11 protein-coding genes, 1 tRNA gene, 1 rRNA gene and 1 pseudogene are annotated in these 17,919 nt (G+C 51.4%); 6 read left to right on the top strand and 8 right to left on the bottom strand.

Features of this window, described 5'->3' with window-relative positions:
* Positions 1-19: 19 nt before the first annotated feature.
* Together ACESZP_RS05290 and ACESZP_RS05285 are read right to left on the bottom strand one after the other, a co-directional pair.
* The gene (locus tag ACESZP_RS05290) at positions 20-2,233 is read right to left on the bottom strand and encodes a M56 family metallopeptidase (protein WP_499708259.1); all 2,214 of its coding nucleotides are present in this window, start codon (positions 2,231-2,233) and stop codon (positions 20-22) included.
* Complete coding sequence (locus tag ACESZP_RS05285; RefSeq protein ID WP_349165477.1) at positions 2,230-2,610, bottom strand: BlaI/MecI/CopY family transcriptional regulator; 381 nt, start codon at positions 2,608-2,610, stop codon at positions 2,230-2,232. Before ACESZP_RS05285 ends, ACESZP_RS05290 begins: the two co-directional genes overlap by 4 nt.
* A 178-nt stretch (positions 2,611-2,788) precedes the next feature.
* Here ACESZP_RS05285 and ACESZP_RS05280 point away from each other — a divergent pair, with 178 nt between their 5' ends.
* On the top strand, positions 2,789-3,805 hold the full coding sequence (locus ACESZP_RS05280) for an alpha-hydroxy-acid oxidizing protein (RefSeq protein WP_499708258.1): 1,017 nt from the start codon (positions 2,789-2,791) through the stop codon (positions 3,803-3,805).
* A 287-nt stretch (positions 3,806-4,092) separates the two neighbouring features.
* On the opposite strand, the gene ACESZP_RS05275 is transcribed toward ACESZP_RS05280, so the two are convergent.
* From ACESZP_RS05275 to ACESZP_RS05265, 3 genes are read right to left on the bottom strand one after another with little or no spacing between them, the layout of a single operon-like run.
* Positions 4,093-4,968, bottom strand: a complete 876-nt coding sequence (locus ACESZP_RS05275) for a DegV family protein (protein ID WP_499708257.1) — start codon at positions 4,966-4,968, stop codon at positions 4,093-4,095.
* Between the two features lie 39 nt (positions 4,969-5,007).
* Positions 5,008-6,135 carry a prephenate dehydratase gene (gene pheA, locus ACESZP_RS05270; protein ID WP_499708256.1) on the bottom strand — a complete coding sequence of 376 codons (1,128 nt, stop codon included), beginning with the start codon at positions 6,133-6,135 and terminating at the stop codon, positions 5,008-5,010.
* A gap of 21 nt (positions 6,136-6,156) precedes the next feature.
* The gene (locus ACESZP_RS05265) at positions 6,157-7,443 is read right to left on the bottom strand and encodes a bifunctional folylpolyglutamate synthase/dihydrofolate synthase (RefSeq protein WP_499708255.1); all 1,287 of its coding nucleotides are present in this window, start codon (positions 7,441-7,443) and stop codon (positions 6,157-6,159) included.
* Between the two features lie 174 nt (positions 7,444-7,617).
* On the opposite strand from ACESZP_RS05265, the gene ACESZP_RS05260 reads away from it, so the two are divergent.
* Entirely contained in the window at positions 7,618-10,539 is a 2,922-nt protein-coding gene (locus ACESZP_RS05260) for a heavy metal translocating P-type ATPase (protein ID WP_499708254.1), read from the top strand.
* 257 nt (positions 10,540-10,796) lie between these two features.
* On the opposite strand, the gene ACESZP_RS05255 is transcribed toward ACESZP_RS05260, so the two are convergent.
* Positions 10,797-12,944 (bottom strand): Tex family protein, encoded by a 2,148-nt coding sequence (locus ACESZP_RS05255; RefSeq protein WP_499708253.1) that lies wholly within the window; start codon positions 12,942-12,944, stop codon positions 10,797-10,799.
* A gap of 214 nt (positions 12,945-13,158) precedes the next feature.
* Between ACESZP_RS05255 and ACESZP_RS05250 the strand changes: the two genes are divergently transcribed.
* The 4 genes and pseudogenes from ACESZP_RS05250 to ACESZP_RS05235 all read left to right on the top strand — a co-directional run bounded on the left by ACESZP_RS05250 (position 13,159) and on the right by ACESZP_RS05235 (position 17,238).
* A complete protein-coding gene (locus ACESZP_RS05250) occupies positions 13,159-13,581 on the top strand; it encodes a hypothetical protein (RefSeq protein ID WP_178038503.1) in 423 nt (140 codons plus the stop codon).
* Positions 13,578-14,327, top strand: a complete 750-nt coding sequence (locus tag ACESZP_RS05245) for a DUF975 family protein (protein ID WP_178038504.1) — start codon at positions 13,578-13,580, stop codon at positions 14,325-14,327. The genes ACESZP_RS05250 and ACESZP_RS05245 overlap by 4 nt, the downstream gene beginning before the upstream one ends.
* A 227-nt stretch (positions 14,328-14,554) precedes the next feature.
* A pseudogene (locus tag ACESZP_RS05240) lies at positions 14,555-15,703 on the top strand (FprA family A-type flavoprotein); the annotation flags it as partial.
* A 114-nt stretch (positions 15,704-15,817) separates the two neighbouring features.
* Positions 15,818-17,238 (top strand): IS3 family transposase gene (locus ACESZP_RS05235; protein ID WP_499708252.1). Its coding sequence is split into 2 segments (ribosomal slippage): positions 15,818-16,304 and positions 16,304-17,238, totalling 1,422 coding nucleotides; the frame shifts between segments, so codons are not numbered across the junction.
* A 293-nt stretch (positions 17,239-17,531) separates the two neighbouring features.
* Here ACESZP_RS05235 and ACESZP_RS05230 read toward each other — a convergent pair.
* Both ACESZP_RS05230 and ACESZP_RS05225 read right to left on the bottom strand, forming a co-directional pair.
* Positions 17,532-17,603, bottom strand: a tRNA-Asn gene (locus ACESZP_RS05230).
* Between the two features lie 148 nt (positions 17,604-17,751).
* Positions 17,752-17,919, bottom strand: a 23S ribosomal RNA gene (locus tag ACESZP_RS05225); the annotation flags it as partial.

Genomic DNA, 17,919 nt, shown 5'->3' with positions numbered 1-17,919 from the left:
AGCGCCCTTTCTGTGCACTTTACTTCCGATATACCACACCCGTATAACTCCAGCTTTGTCCCAAATCCTCCGACTCATAGCGCAGCTTTGTGCCGCCCAGCTCCGAGTATTCCTCCATGCCCAGATACAGCACCAGCTTGTCTCCCTGCCGCTCAGGCGGATAATAGACCGTGTAGCTTTCCGCGTACTCCACAGCTGGAACCCGGACCGTCAACTGCTTCCAGTTCAGGCCTCCGTCTGTAGTCTGATAACAGCCGTCGCCGCCGGTCACAAAGCCTGCCTGATCCGTCACAAAGGCCACTCCTGTCAGCAATGAATGACCGCCATCTGCGCTGTACCCCTGCTCCGGCTTCACCTCGAACCAGTTCTCGCCGCCGTCCTCCGTCCGGTAGACAGAGCTCCCCTCCTGGTGCATGGTCCGATCCCCGGTGAAAATCAGAAAGCCGTGCTCCGCATCCGGAAAGCTCAAGAACAGCCGCCGCACGCTGACTGCCTCATTGGTCACGGTAATTGTTTTCCAGTTATTTCCTTTATCATGTGTAAAAGTCACTGCCACGGGAACCTCCATGGACCCGCCGTAGGCAAAGGCCGTTACCTCATCAGACACCACATAGCTCTTTTCCTGCGCGCCGCTGAGCTGCCCATCCATCTGGTCTCCCCGGGCTGTCAGCTTTTCCATGGAAACCGGAACCTCTGTCCAGTTTGCCCCATCGTCCCAGGTCACCCGGGTCACGCCATCCTGCGTGGCCGCCCGGCAGCGATCCTGCTGCCGCAAATCCAGCGTCGCAAGGGATATAAAGACAGTCTCTGCATCCTCCGGATAAGCTTCCGCAAAAGCCGCTGTCACGGCCTCCGTCTCCGCCACGCCGACCAGCTCATAGGTATATTCCCCCACGCGCTTCACATGGACCGCCCAGTTATAGTAGCGGTATTCCGTACCATTTTCACCATAGCGCTCGCCCTCCACCGGAAGGCTGTCTGCCGTGCTCTCATCGGCCCACACAATATCCCGGAACAGCAGGCGGCACACATACTCGTCCGCATCGCCCGCCAGCAGCGTCCGGTCAATGGTCTCCAGCGTATTATATCCACTAGACTCCTCCGGGTTATAAGCGCTGCCACGCTCCGGATCCTCATAATACATGATGTATCGGTACACAAAATCCGACACTGCGTCCAGATAGGAAGCCCGGGTCTTCACCCGTAGCTGCCAGGGGCCGTCCACCGTCTCCGTCATATCCGCCCACTCCGTCTCCGGATACTGCTCCATGGCGTTCATCCGCCAGTTATAATAATTTTCTCCATCCACCGGCGTAAGCCCTGTCATGGCCGCCACCGCCGTATCTGTGAAGCTGTCCGGCGCGTCATAACCCAGGTACTGATTGACCGCAGCCTCCTGCTGATATGCCTCTTCCCGCACATCCCGGCGTACCGACACGCCCAGAAGTCCGATGCAGACCACAAGCTCCGCCGTCAGGAGCAAAAAGGCCGCCGCTCCTGCCAGGAAGCCCGGCTCCTGCTCCCGGGTCACCACCCGAAGCCTGGCCCGCATGACCGCCTTGCTGTTATAGAAATAAGCCGAATAGGCCTTATTTTTCTCCCGTCCCCGCCGCAGGGAATCCAGCAGGAACTTCGCGTAAGCGTCCCGCTCCGCTTCAGACCTTCCGACCGCCACGCTCTGGTCACAGGCTACCTCCACGTCCTGAAGGGCTGCATTTTTCAGAAGCCAGACCGCCGGCTGGAACCAGAAGATACAGCTTCCCACTGTGAAAATCAGCTTGTACCAGAGATCCCGCTTTTTCGCATGGGTACACTCGTGCAGAAAAACCATTCTCAGTTCCCCGAAGCTGTAGCGTGTATCCGGAATCAGCATCACCGGAGTGAGAAATCCCAAAAGCATCGGCGTCGTCACTGCGGCACTCTGGTAAAGGGGCGGAACCCGCAAAAGCCCCACCTCCGAGGCTGCCTGCTCGCAGGCGCTGTGAATCCAGCCCTCCTCCACCGTCGCAATCGCCGCAATCGCTTTTCGACGGAACCGCTGATAAGACCCCAACTGCCACAGCCCCAGCAAAAGTGTCCCCACTGCCCAGATCGGAAACAACAATATCAGACGGCGCACCTGCGGGTATTCCCAGCGCAGCACATACAGCCGCAGCACCCCGCCCAAATGAAGCAGTGCAAGCTCTGCCAGCAAAATCACCCATAAAATCTTCCGATATTTCGCCTGCCTCATTTGCCACGCTCCCTTCTCTCCCGATCCAGGAAATCCTGCAATTCGTCCAAATCCTCATCAGAAAGCTCATCCCCGCTGCCCAGCGCCGTCATAAAATTCCCCACAGAATTCTGATACAGCCGCTTCCAGATACTGCGGCTTTCCTCCTGTAGATAAGCCTTTTTGGGCACCGCCGCCTCATAGACATTGCTCTTTCCTTCCCGGTACACGTCCACAAAACCCTTATCCTGCAGACGGGACAGGAAGGACAGAATCGTGGTCGCCGAAAGCTTCCGGTCCACCGGCAGTTGATACTCGATCTCCAACCGGGTCACCGGATGCCCGGCGTCCCAGATAATCTGCATCAGTTCCAGCTCGGAATCCGGCAGTCGCTTCATACGCGAAACCTCCTTTCGCATTTCTCCTTCGTAAAACTCTTTATTTCGGCATTTGCCGAATATATATTTTATTCTACATTTGCTGAAGATATCTGTCAACCCTCTCTTGTAAATAAGGGGAATTTATACTATAATCAACAAAGATTTTTCATTACTACATAAAAAAGAGGTACCTGCCATGAACTACAATGAATGCATCGAAAACGCAAGAGGCCGTGTCGGCAAAATCTGCAAGGCCTGTCCCGAATGCAACGGCCGCGCCTGCGGCAACAAAATGCCCGGCCCCGGCTCCAAAGGCATCGGCGACACCGCCATCCGCAACTATAACAAATGGAAGGAAATCCGCGTCCAGATGGACACCCTGGCAGAAAAGCGTCCCATCGACACCAGCCTGAACCTGTTCGGCAAAACCTTCAAATATCCGTTCTTCGCCGGCCCTGTAGGTGCAGTGAATCTCCACTACGGCGACTCCCTGAATGACGTAAGCTACAACGACATTCTGGTATCCGCCTGCGCCGAATTCGGCATTGCAGCCTTCACCGGCGACGGCACCGACAGTAACGTCATGGTAGCAGCCACCAAAGCCATCAAAAACGCAGGCGGCTTTGGTATCCCCACCGTCAAACCCTGGAATATCGAAACCATCCGTGAAAAAATGGCTCTGGTACACGACGCCCATCCCTTCGCCGTAGCCATGGACATCGATGCCGCAGGTTTGCCGTTCCTTCAGAACCTGAACCCACCCGCCGGAAGCAAATCCGTGGAAGAGCTTCGCGCCATCCGGGAAGCCGCCGGCGTGCCCTTCATTGTCAAAGGAGTCATGACCGTCAAAGGCGCCCTGAAAGCCAAAGAAGCAGGCGCAGAAGCCATCGTGGTCTCCAACCACGGCGGCCGCGTCCTGGATCAGTGCCCCGCTACCGCGGAAGTCCTGGAAGAAATCGCAGACGCAGTGGGCGACTCCATGAAAATCCTTGTAGACGGCGGCATCCGCTCCGGCACCGACGTCTTCAAAGCCCTTGCCCTGGGCGCCGACGCCGTCATCATCGCCCGCCCCTTCGTCACAGCCGTCTACGGCGGTGCCCGCGAAGGCGTCGAGTCTTACATCAACAAGATCGGCTCCGAACTCAAAGACACCATGGCCATGTGCGGCGTCGCGTCTCTCGCCGAAATCACTCGCGACTGCGTCCGCAGATAAAGCTAAGGAAGTGTAAATCCCGCAATGCGCCGAAGGCGCAAGCGCACACAACCTTACTTGCAAATACAGGAAATACCCTACGGGTATACCTAGATGCGCTGGAAACATGCACAAACATAGGAAACACCCTACGGGTATCCCTAGATGCGCTGGAAACATGCGCAAACATAGGAAATCCGGGAGAAGCCCCGGCAGATTTCTCTTGCACCACGATGTCCGTGAAACGTCCGAACACCTCGCAAGAAAAATTCCCCGGGGCTTCTCCCGGATTTCCGTCCGTTATATTGTTACCGCGGCTCCCCCACAAAGAAGACCGCCAATGTCCCCGGTCCTGAATGCGCCCCGATGGTCGGCCCGACTTCATTCACCAGAAACTCCGTAATCCCAAACTTCTCCCGGATCAACCTCTCCAGATACTCCACATCCTCGATGCAGTCCCCATGGCTGATAAATACCACATCATTTTCCGCCGCAAAGCCATTCATCTGCTCTGCCATGCGATCCACCAGAGCCGAAATTGATTTCTTTCTTCCGCGCACCTTGCCAACCGCAATCAGATGTCCTTCATCGTCCACGTGCAGCACCGGCTTCACATTCATCATGGTTCCCAGAATCGCCGTAGCTTTCGACACCCGGCCTCCTCTGTGCAGATGAAACAGATCATCCACTGTAAAATTATGGCAGATATGAAGTTTGTTCCGCTCCACCCAGTCCGCCACCTCTTCAAGAGATTTTCCCGCTTCCTTCAACATCACAGCCTTGTGTACCAGCAGTCCCTCACCCAGCGACGCGCTCAGGGAATCCACCACCACGACCTTCCGCTCCGGGAACAGGCCTGCCTCCGCGATCTCATCCGCCGCAATCCGTCCACTGTTATATGTGCCGCTTAAGCCCGAAGAAAAGGCGATATAAAGCACATCCTGCCCCGTTTCCAGACATGCGCACATGGCAGTCTTCGCCTGTTCCGGGTTTACCTGAGATGTGGTCGGCATGGAGCCGGCACGCATCTTCGCGTAAAACTCCTTCACATCCAGCGGATGCTCTCGATCGTAGGTCTGTCCATCCAGAATATAATTTAAAGAAAGGATAGAAAGCCCATGCTCCCTGATGTAGCTCTCCGGTAAGTCAGCGGTCGTGTCAGTCATAATTACATACGGGTTCATTATAATTCCTCCTCACTTCTCAAGAATCTATGTTTAAAATTAATAATTACCAAGAATTTTCATATTCAAAGCTTCCTCGCGGATTCCCCGCAGCGCATTCTTCACCGCACTGTCATTGAGATTGCCCTCAAAATCTACAAAGAAATGATACTCCCAGTTTCGATCCGGAATCGGTCTGGACTCAATCCGGCACAAATTCAGATTATTAAAAATGAAATGCGACAGTACATTGTACAGACAGCCGCTCTCATGGGTCACTTCAAAACAAATGCTGACCTTCTCCGCATCCTTGCGGAAAATCGGCTGATTCGTCACAATCACAAACCGGGTTGAATTATGCTCACTGCGGTTGATGCCCTGCTCCAGCACCTTCAGGCCCTGCTGCTTCGCCGCCAGTGTACTGGCAATGGCCGCCTGCGCCTTATTCTTCTCATCAGCCACCTTCTTGGCCGCCACCGCCGTATTCAGCACACTGATCTGCTTCCAGTCCCGATGCTCATCCAGATACTTCGCGCACTGCATCAGCCCCTGCGGGTGGGAAAATACCGTCTTGATATCAGAAATTTCCGCGTCCGGCATCCCGAGAAGCGCATGCTGCACCGAAATAATCTGCTCGCCCACAATATAATTATCATATTCTTCCAGCAAGTCGTAGCTGTCATTGACAATACCCGCCGTGGAATTCTCGATGGGCAGCACCGCGTAGTCCGCCATACCCTCCGCAATGGCGTCCATGGCGTCCCGCCACCGCTCCACATGGAAATGGTTCACATCCTCACCGAAAAATGCGAACATGGCTTGCTGGGCATAGGCGCCCTCCACGCCCTGGTAAACCACCCGGACATTTTTCTTCTCCAGCTCATCCACCATAATAAAGGGCAGGCGTCCCAACGCCTTCTCCTCCATCAGCTGATACTGCAGCTTCCGGCTGATACCCATGATCTGCTTGTACAGTTCTTCCACCCCGTGACCGTTAAAATCATTGTGGGTCAGCGCTTTAACCGCCTCAATCTTCTGATTTTCCCGCTCCTTATCCAGGATCTTCTTTCCGGTGGCAATCTTATACTCCGCCACCTCTTTGGAGATACCCATGCGCTCCTCAAAAAGCGCCACCATCTCCCGGTCAATCCGGTCTATTTCCACTCTCAGCTCTTTTAAATCTCTCATCGTCCGTCCTCTTTTACTCCTTTATTGCTGCTCCTGGATCTCCCGTATCAAATCGCCCAGATAAGACAGGGAACCAAAGGCCAGAATCATATCATCCTCGCCCGCATAGGCCCGTGCCCGGTGTACCGCGTCCCTTAAGCTGCCAGCCGACTCCACCTCCGGATTATATTTCTTCACATCCTCAGCCAGCTTATCCGCAGCCAGCGCCCGGGGATTGTTCGGAGTCATGACCGTGATAACCCGGTCAGCAAGCGGCGTCAGCTGACTCATCACATAATCATATTCCTTATCTGCCAGCACTCCGGCGATAAAGACCTTCCGTTTTTCCGGGAAATAAAGCTCCAGCGTCTCTCGCAGCCGATCGGCTGCGTCACGGTTATGCGCTCCGTCCACGATAAAGAGCGGATAGCGGCTCACTGTCGTAAAGCGCCCCTGCCATACAGTCTCCGTCAGCCCCTTTCGAAGAGCCTCATCGGAAATGTTCCATCCGCAGTCGCGAAGAGCCTGAACTGCCTCCACCGCCAACGCCGCATTATCAATCTGCCAGCTTCCGGTGAGTCCGGGCTTCAGCTTCGTCTCTTCCTTATAAGTAAAGGTCTGATTTTCAAATACGTATCTTACATCTTTGATATCGGATTTTCGAACCTCACGATATTCCGTGTCCTTTTCCGCACAGGTCTTTTGCAACACCGCACTGACCTCCGGTCGCTGCGCAGCGCTGACCGCTATCGTGCCCGGCTTAATGATTCCGGCCTTGACTGCGGCGATCTCCTCTACCGTATTACCAAGAAAGCCCATGTGATCCATGCCGATCTCCGCAAATACGGATATCACCGTGGTCTTCACTACATTGGTCGCGTCGGTCATACCGCCCATGCCGCACTCCAGCACCACCAGGTCGCACTGCTTTTCCTTAAAATAAAGAAAGGCCATGGCCGTCTCCACTTCGAAGGCCGTGGGATGATGCAGACCTTCCGCCAGCATCGCCTGTCCTGCTGCCTCTACACTATCGGCCAGTCTGGCTACCGCTTCCTCCGAAATATATTCCTCGTTCACCTGAATCCGTTCCCGATAATCAAAAATCGTCGGGGAAATGTACCGCCCCACCTTATATCCGGCCTCTTTCAGAATCGTAGAAATATACGCCAGTGTAGATCCCTTTCCGTTCGTTCCCGCGATATGCACAAACTTCAGATCATCCTGGGGATTTCCAAGCCGCCGAAGCAGCTCCCGCTCCGTATCCAGTCCCAGCACATATCCGTATTTCGCCGTATCATCAATAAAAGCTCTCGCTTCCTCATAAGTCATAATTTACGCCTCGGTTTCCTAAATTATGTCTTATTATACTTTACCGCGGTGGTGATTGCAAGATTTCTTATATTTATCTGAATTGCCTCTTGACATTCCTATATAAATGTGGTTAAATCATCATATGAACAGTTAATCATATATAAATATAATTCTTCAAAGGAGATCTATAAAATGGCAGATATGGAAAAGGACAAATTGAATCCCGTATCCGAGCATGAGGAGCACGAGCACTGCGGCTGCGGTTGTGAGCACGATCATGACCATGAGCACGAACATCATCATGAGCATGAAGAGCATACGCACCACCATCATCACGAACATTATGACGACGATTGCTGCTGTGAGCACGATCATGACCACGAGGAGCATACGCACCACCATCATCACGAACATGATGACGATGAGTGCAGCTGTGGCTGCGGGCACGACCATGGACACGAAGAACATGAGCATGAGCATCATCACCATGACCATGGCGGCTCCTGTGGCTGCGGGCACGACCATGAACACGAAGATCATGAACATCATCATCACGATCATGACCATGGCGATTCCTGCGGCTGCGGCCACGATCACGGTCATGAAGAACATGAGCATCATCACCACGAACATGGTGATTCCTGCGGCTGCGGTCACGATCATGAAGAGCATGAGCATCACCACCACGAACATGACCACGGTGATTCCTGCGGCTGCGGTCATGACCACGGCCATGAGCATCATCATGAGCACAGCGCCAACACACGCCGCCAGGTCTACATCATCGAGAATCTTGGCTGCGCCCACTGCGCTTCCAAGATGGAAGAGAAAATCAACGCCCTGCCCGGCGTAGAGGAAGCAACCATCACCTTCGCCACCAAGCAGCTCCGTGTCCTGGCCGCTGATCCGGACGCATTGCTGCCGGAAATGCAGCACATCTGCTCTTCCATTGAGTCCGAAGTGAAAATTGTTCCCAAAACCGTGAATGCATCTGCAAAAACGAAAGTATACATCATCGATGGCCTGGATTGCGCCCACTGCGCGGCCAAGGTAGAGGAGCGTATCAATGAAGTACCCGGCGTGGAAAATGCCGTCCTGACCTTCGCCACCAAGCAGCTCCGCATCACCGCCAAAAATCCGGACGCTCTCATCGACGAGATTCGCCGTGTCAGCGTAGCACTGGAGCCGGAAGTCACCATCGTAGAGCGTGATCCGTCACCGAAATCCGCTGCCAAAGACGCTGCAGCAAAGTCTGCCAAAGAAGATGATGAGAAAAAAGAACGGCAAGAACTCATTTCCATTATCATCGGCGCGGTTTTCTTCGTAGTCGGCGAGATTTTAAGCCACATAGGCGTCGCTGCCATCGTAACCCTGCCCGTATTTGTCATCGGCTACCTGATCCTTGGCGCAGGCGTGCTTCTGACCGCCGCAAAAAATATTTCCCATGGACAGATTTTCGATGAGAATTTCCTGATGAGCCTGGCGACTGTGGCCGCTTTTGCCATCGGCATGTATCCCGAGGCCATGGGCGTTATGCTCTTCTACCGCATCGGCGAGTTCTTCGAGCACAAGGCCGTAGAGCGAAGCCGCGGACAGATCATGGACGCTGTGGATATGCGTCCCGAGGTCGTCAATCTGGTACAGGGCAACGATATTAAAGTCATCCCGGCTGAAAACGCCAAGGTGGGCGATATCCTGCTCATTCGTCCGGGCGACCGGATTCCTCTGGATGGTGAAATCATTGAAGGTGAGAGCCGTCTGGATACCTCACCGATTACCGGCGAGCCCGTTCCGGTGGCTGTAAAAGCCGGCGACGACATCACCTCCGGCTGTGTGAACACCTCCGGTCAGCTGAAGATTCGCGTGGAGAAGCCGCTGTCCGAATCTATGGTAACCCGTATTCTGGATTCCGTAGAAAATGCAGCCGCAAGCAAGCCGAAGATCGACCGCTTTATTACCCGGTTCTCCAAGGTTTACACGCCCATCGTTGTAACTTTGGCTCTGGTAACCGCTATCCTGCCGTCTCTGGTGACCGACAACTGGCATCAATGGATTTATACCGCAATTACGTTCCTGGTTATGAGCTGCCCCTGCGCCCTTGTGCTTAGCGTACCGCTGGCATTCTTCTCCGGTATCGGCGCAGGCTCCAAGAAGGGTATCCTGTTCAAGGGCGGCGTGGCTATGGAGGCTCTGAGCAACCTGGGCGCTGTGGTTATGGATAAGACTGGTACTGTGACCGAGGGTAACTTCAAGCTTCAGAAGGTGGTTGCCACCGGAACTATTTCCGAGGATGAGCTGCTCCGCATCACCGCAAGCTGCGAACAGTTCTCCACGCACCCCATCGCTGTCAGCATCGTAACCGCTGCACAGGAGAAGGGTATCGCTCTCGAGAATCCCGCTTCTCTGGAGGAAATCGCAGGCCACGGTATCTCCGCTTCCCTTGCGGCAGGCAAGGTACTCTGCGGTAATCAGAAGCTGATGGATGAAAATGGGGTAACTATGGACGCTGCCATCGACACTGGCTACGGCTCCGAGGTCTTCCTGGCTGTGGACGGCAAGCTGGCCGGATATCTGGTTATTTCCGATACCCTGAAGGCTGACGCGAAATCCGCCATTGCCCGTCTGAAGAAAATGGGTCTTCGCACTGTCATGCTGACCGGCGACGCCCAGGAGAGCGCTGAGGCGGTAGCGAAGATGGCCGGTATCGACGAGGTTCACGCAAAGCTTCTTCCCCAGGATAAGCTGAGTATCATGACCAGGCTCCGAGAGCAGAACGGCAATGTAATGTTCGTGGGCGACGGCATCAACGACGCTCCGGTTCTGGCCGGCGCTGACGTGGGCGCGGCTATGGGAAGCGGCGCAGACGCGGCTATCGAGGCAGCTGACGCGGTATTCATGACCTCCAGTATGGAGTCTATACCCACCGCCATCTCCATCGCCCGCAGCACCAACCGTATTGCGGTTCAGAACGTGGTTTTCGCTCTGGTTATCAAGATCGCGGTTATGATTCTGGGTCTGGCCGGACACCCGAATATGTGGCTGGCTGTATTCGCCGATACGGGCGTGGCTATGCTGTGCGTGCTGAATTCCATCCGTATCCTTTATAAAAAGTAACACTACCAGAAACATAAACGAAACGACATTCGATGAACTGTCGGGATAAAAAATAAATAGGTTGGAGGATGTTAGCTGATTTTTCGTAGGGACGAGCAGGCTAGGCAGCACCTGAAGGAGGCCCTGTTTGAGGCCGTAAGGCCGAGTTGGCCGGTCGGGTGCGTATAAGCCGCCTGCGAGGAGTAGAAAAATCTGCGTATCCTTCAACCTATTTATTTTTTATCCCGGCAGTGGGCTACCGTTTTACCATAAAAATTTTATTTTACATCTTTCATCGTCAATCCGATTCGTTTTTTCTGTAAATCTACGCTCAAGACTTTCACATCCACGATATCTCCCACACTCAGCACCTCCAGCGGGTGCTTAATATATCGATCGGTAATCTGTGAGATATGCACCAGACCATCCTGGTGAACGCCGATGTCCACAAATACGCCAAAGTCGATGACATTACGCACGGTTCCTTTCAGTATCATACCCGGCTTCAGATCCTTCATTTCCAATACATCCGTACGGAGAATGGGCTTAGGCATCTCATCGCGGGGATCCCGCCCCGGTTTTTCCAGTTCCTTGACGATATCTCGCAGAGTTAGCTCGCCGATTTCCAGCTTCTCTGCCAGATGCTTATAATCATGAATCTTCCCGGACAGGCCTTTAACTCCGCCCTTCTTCAAATCTTCTGTGGTGTAGCCCATGGTAGTCAGCAGCTTCTCGGCGCTGGCGTAGGACTCTGGGTGTACGCTGGTGGCGTCCAGAGGATTCTTGCCACCTGTGATGCGTAAGAAACCTGCACACTGTTCAAAGGCTTTGGGACCCAGCTTAGCCACCTTCAGAAGCTCTCTGCGGCTGCTAAAGCGACCATTTTCTTCCCGATAAGCTACGATATTTTTCGCCAGGGTTTTGTTAATACCGGACACATACTCCAGGAGCGGCGCAGAGGCCGTATTCAGGTCTACACCGACTTTATTTACACAATCTTCCACGACGCCGGACAAAGCCTCTCCCAGCTTCTTCTGGTTCATGTCGTGCTGATACTGACCGACGCCGATGGAGCGGGGATCGATCTTCACTAACTCTGCCAGCGGATCCTGCAAGCGGCGGGCGATGGACGCGGCGCTTCGCTGTCCCACGTCGAAATTGGGAAATTCCTCGGTGGCCAGCTTGCTGGCGGAATAGACGGACGCACCGGCCTCATTTACAATCACATAACGAACTGGCGTGGGCAGCTCCCTGATGAGCTCCACGATAACCTGCTCGGACTCCCGGGAGGCGGTTCCGTTACCCACGGATATCAGAGTAATGCCATACTTGGTAATCAGTTTTTTCAGGGTCGCTTTGGCCTCTGCCACCTTGTTCTGGGGCGCCGTCGGGTAAATGACTACCGTATCCAGCACCTTGCCGGTGGCGTCCACCACAGCCAGCTTACAGCCGGTACGGAAGGCCGGATCCCAGCCCAACACCACCTGACCCACGATGGGCGGCTGCATCAGAAGCTGCTTCAGATTTTTGCCAAAGACACTGATGGCTCCATCCTCCGCTTTCTCGGTCAGCTCATTTCTTATCTCACGCTCAATGGACGGCGCAATCAGACGGCTGTAGCTGTCCGCGATCACCATTTTCAGCACCGGCGTCGTATGCGGATTGTCCCGCACAATAACCTTCTTCTCCAGATAGCGTAAAATGCGCTCCTCCGGCGCTTCCACACGGACAGTCAGCACCTTCTCCGCCTCGCCCCGGTTCAGGGCCAGAATCCGGTGTCCGGCCGCCTTTTTCACCGGCTCCTCATAATGGTAATACATCTCGTAGACGGTCTGGGCCTTCTCATCCTTGGCCTCGGACAGAAGCTGACCCTCGTCGAAGGTCGCCTTCCGGATATAGGACCGGTAGTCAGCCTCATCAGAAATAGCTTCTGCCAGGATATCCCCGGCCCCTGCAATAGCATCTGCCGTCGTCAGCACATCCTTTTCCTCGGAAATATAAGCTGCCGCCTCTTCCTCCAGCGGCTTTTTCGTCAACTGCAAACGAATCACATCCGCCAGACCATCCAGACCTTTTTCCTTAGCAATGGTCGCCCGGGTACGCCGCTTGGGCCGGTACGGGCGATACAGATCGTCCACGGCCACCAGGGTCTCTGCCGCCAGAATCTGCGTCTTCAACTCTTCCGTCAGCTTTCCCTGATCCTCGATGCTTCCCAGCACCTGATTTTTCTTATCCTCCAGACCGCGAAGGTACGTCAGACGCTCATGCAGATTTCGCAGCACCTCGTCGTTCAACGACCCCGTCGCTTCCTTTCTATATCTGGAAATAAATGGAATTGTATTTCCCTCGTCGATGAGCTTGACCGCGGCCTCTGCCTGCCAGCGTTGAACGCCCAGCTCCTCTGTCAGTTTCCTGATAATATCCATAAGAGTGTTCCTCCTGTCTCTCCTTGACCTTTTCCGGTCACGGCACTGCTCTTATTATACGAAAATCCTCCTTTCCCCGCAAGCCATAACTTGACCGCCTGTATCATTCTCCTGCTTGCGCCTTTTTCATGATTTTTCTTTTTCGGCCCGTATGTAAGATTTATTTGTCTTTCATTATCAGCTATGTTATCATGTTTAATTAGGAGGAATTTTTATGGACTATAATCATACCGAACAACCAAATATGAATTTTCAACAGCCACCTTTTAATCCTTATAGAAAAAAGCCGAACCGGATGGCGAATCTCTCTCTGATTCTCGGCGTTCTGACGCTCCTTTCGGTTATCAGCATTTATTTCATCTATATGGCTCTGCCTCTTGGCTGTATGAGTATCCTGTTCGCCCATCTGTCCAAAGGTGACAGCTACCGGCTTTCCCCAAAAGCTGTAGGCGGCATGACCGTTTCTATCCTTGCTATCCTGATCACTGTGGTAATTCTGGTACTCGGCTTCTATCTGGCCATTCAGCTTTTCGGTCTGGAGACGCTGATGGATCCGGATGCTTTGCAGAAAGCAATTTCCGACCTTTATAATCAGCTGCCCACACAGCTTCCGATGACAGGAGGTGGCTCCTTATGATGAAACCAAAGGAAATCCGCCGCCAGGCCCGCATGACCCTGCAGGGAAATTATTTCTTTGCAGTCAATTTAACCATCAGTCTGACCATATTTACCCTGGCACTGACCATCGTTTTGCAGAGTACCAGTCTTGGAGAATCACCGCTTTCTTTGAATCAGGCGCTGTTCTGGATCTTGAATCTGATTGTCATGATCCTGAATTCCCTCCTTACAATAGGACTGATCCGCTACCTTTATTCTCTTTGCAAAAAAGAACCCATCGTACAGCCCTGGCCCTTTCTCTATGCTTTCCGCAATCAGCCGGATACCTTTATCCTGACCTATCTGTTCCGCTACGCGGTATCTCTAGTCTGGTTCGCGCCTGCGCTGTACTGTTACCTGAAGCTTCCTTTGAGTATTGACATTGCAAATATGTCCGCAGAAGTCGTTCAGCTTCTGACTCATATGGCGGCCTATGCGGTTCTCGCCTGCATCCCGGCAGTACTGATATCCATCCCCTGGTGTCTGACCGAATTTGTGCTGCTGGATGACCCATACTGCTCCGCCAAAGACGCGCTGCAAACCAGCCGCCGCCTCATGCAGGGTCAGTATTTCCGCATTCTGCGCCTGTGGCTGGGCTTCCTGCCTCTGTGCCTGCTGGGTATCGGTTCCATGGGCATCGGTTTTCTGTGGATACGTCCCTATTTCTATGTAAGTATGGGACATGTGTACCTGGAACTGCGCAGAGATGAACCGGAAGTATTGTAAAGATATTTTCCTACCTTTTACCAAAATACTTTTCTGAATCATAAGTTATGTTCATGAGTGCAGATTTTTTCTTTTATCCAGATTTTTCTGAATCCAGATGAACGAAAAAGCTTCTGCACTCTATTTACTTTCTCTTCATTTCTCCTTTCTTTCGACTTTTCTGTTCTATACACCTTATTTCAAATATGCTATAATTAGCCTATCTTAACTAAAAGGAGCGTATTACAATGGAAATTACCAAAGATATCAGATACGTGGGCGTCAATGACCATGATGTGGATCTCTTCGAGGGTCAGTACGTGGTTCCGAACGGCATGGCCTACAATTCCTATGTCATCCTGGATGAGAAAATCGCCGTTATGGACACCGTAGACGCGCGTTTCGGACAGGAATGGCTGGATCAGATCGGCGCTCTTCTGGGCGACCGCCATCCGGATTACCTGATCGTACAGCACATGGAGCCGGATCATTCCGCCAATATCGCCAAATTTATGGAGCTTTATCAGGATACCACCGTCGTGTCCAGCGCAAAGGCCTTTGCCATGATGAAGCAGTTCTTTGGCACGGATTATGCTGACAGACAGGTTGTCATCAAAGAAGGCGACACGCTCTGTCTCGGCAAGCACACCCTGGCCTTCGTGGCCGCTCCCATGGTTCACTGGCCGGAAGTCATGGTGACCTACGATACCTGCGACAAAGTACTGTTCTCCGCCGACGGCTTCGGCAAATTCGGCGCTCTCGACGTGGATGAGGACTGGGCCTACGAGGCACGCCGCTACTACATCGGCATCGTGGGCAAATTCGGCGTACAGGTACAAAATCTGCTGAAGAAGGCCGCTACCCTGGATATTCAAATCATCTGCCCCCTGCACGGACCGGTGCTCACGGAAAATCTGGGATATTACCTGAATCTCTATAACACCTGGTCATCCTACCAGCCGGAAGAGGACGGCGTCGTTATCGCCTATACCTCTGTCTATGGTCACACACAGGAGGCTGTCGAACTGCTGGCTGATAAGCTCCGCACTAAGGGGTGCCCGAACGTTATCCTTCACGATCTGGCCCGCGCCGATATGGCCGAGGCCGTCGAGGACGCATTCCGCTACAGTAAGCTGATATTGGCTACCATCACCTATAATGCAGGCATTTTCCCGTTCATGCGCGATTTTATCGAGCACCTGACCGACCGTAACTACCAGAACCGCACCGTGGCCTTCATAGAAAATGGTTCCTGGGCTCCGACTGCTGCCAAAGGTATGAAAGCTTTACTGGAAAACAGTAAGAAGCTTACCTTTGCAGAAAATACCGTTCGTATTCTGTCTGCCTTAAGCGAAGATAGCCGCGCGCAGATAGAAGCACTGGCTGATGAGCTCTGCTAAGAATGTACCACGAGGTATTGTGTATAATCTCAATATGAAATAAGACCTTCCAGTTGTACCGACCCCCAAAAGTTAGACCTAAAAATCTAACGATTGGAGGTCGGTATTTTTATGGCTAAATATTCTTTTGAATTTAAAAAGAAAGTTGTTTTGTCATATTTAAACGGAGAAGGCGGGTACAAATATCTTTCTAAAACGTATGGAGTCCCTGCTAAAAGAAATATTGAGCAATGGGTTCACAATTATCAAACTTTGGGAGATGAAGGATTATTGCGTTCTCGAAAAAATGATATATATTCTTTCGAAAAAAAGCTTTCTGTTGTAGAATTATATTTATCAAGTGAAATCTCATATCAAGATTTGGCACTGCAAGAAGGTATTACCAATTCCGGTATGATTGCGAACTGGGTGAATCGCTTTCGAGCAGCTGGCCCTGATGCGTTGAGACCACATAAGAAAGGTCGAAAGAAAACATTGAATAAATCAGTTGAAAATTCCAAAATAGTACCATTAGAAGAATCTTCTGTTGACACAAGTGTAGAGCACGTAAAAGAACTGGAAGATGAACTTCTAAAGTTAAGAATAGAGAATGCGTTTTTAAAAGAACTGAGGAGACTGCGCTTAGAGGACGAAGCAAAAATGAGAGAACGGCAAGAATCATCAACAGTCTCCGAAGACAGTTCAAATTAAAAGACCTTCTCTCATATACTGGAATGCCAAAAGCCACATATATGTATTGGCAAAAGCGTTTTGACAGAGGAAATCCAGATCAGGAAATTGAGAAAAAGGTACTCGAGATCCGTGAAGAACATAAAAATTATGGATATCGCAGGATTCTTGGAGACCTTCGCAATCAGGGATATTCCATAAACAAAAAGAAAGTTCAACGTATTGTTCAAAAACTTGGCTTACAGGTAACATCATACACTCATAAAAGTAGAAAATATAGTTCCTATAAAGGCAGGGTTGGTACGGTTGCACCTAACAGAATCCATCGACGTTTTAATACACACATACCTCATCAGAAGATCACTACAGATACCAGTGAATTCAAGTATTATGAAGTTGACGAAAAAGGCCGTATGACGATACATAAGCTTTATCTCGATCCATTCATGGATATGTGCAATGGCGAAATACTTAGCTATGGAATAGATCAAAGACCTTCTGCAAAGAACGTAATGGATGCTTTAGATAAAGCAATCGAGGTTACTGCAGATTGCCCATACAGAAGAACTTTTCATTCTGACCAGGGGTGGGCATACCAAATGAAAGCATACTCCCACAGATTAAAAGAGGAACGAATATTTCAAAGTATGTCCAGAAAAGGAAAGTGTCTGGATAATTCAGTAATGGAAAACTTCTTTGGACTGCTCAAACAGGAAATTTACTACGGTATTGTTTATTATAGCTACGAGGAATTAAAATTTGAAATAGAACGTTTTATAAAATACTACAATGAGAAACGAATAAAAGAAAAGTTAGGATGGAGGAGTCCTGTCCAATACCGACTCCATCTTTTAACTGCATAAAGAAAAACGAGACGACCGAAGTCGTCTCGTAAAAGTCTAACTTTGAGGGGTCACCTCAAGTTTCTATTCTGGGAGGTCTTATTTTATCCTCATCTATTCAAAATAATTATCTATCATCATACTCTTAATGATTCCCTATTGTCTGAATTACTGCCTGTTTTGATGCAATAAAAAAGAATGTACCTTCCTTCGAAAATTTTTTGTTCTATAAAAAGCCTGACTTTCACGCTTCAATGTAACACGGTATTGTAGACCCAAAAAAACCTGCAAGCAACGCTTACAGGTTTTCTTAACTCCCCGAGTAGGGCTCGAACCTACGACATTTCGGTTAACAGCCGAACGCTCTACCACTGAGCTATCGAGGAATATTTAATTCAGATACCATAATACCTGATCACCCAACCCTTGTCAAGTGTTCAGGTACTTCCTTGTACCTTCAAAACTATATACTGCATATCTTCTTAGACATTTTCTATCCTATGACGCTTCGCGTTCCGCTTTCGCTTCACACTCTTGGTCAAGCCCTCGACCTATTAGTAACAGTCAGCTCCATGCATTACTGCACTTCCACCTCTGCCCTATCTACCTTGTCGTCTTCAAGGGATCTTACTTCTTTCGAATGGGATATCTCATCTTGAGGGGGGCTTCACGCTTAGATGCCTTCAGCGTTTATCCCGTCCC

The organism is Candidatus Dorea massiliensis AP6 (assembly GCF_964245105.1).
Taxonomy (GTDB): domain Bacteria; phylum Bacillota; class Clostridia; order Lachnospirales; family Lachnospiraceae; genus Laedolimicola; species Laedolimicola intestinihominis.
Note: the sequence above shows the minus strand (reverse complement) of the source record. Positions and strands in the feature narration are given on the sequence as shown.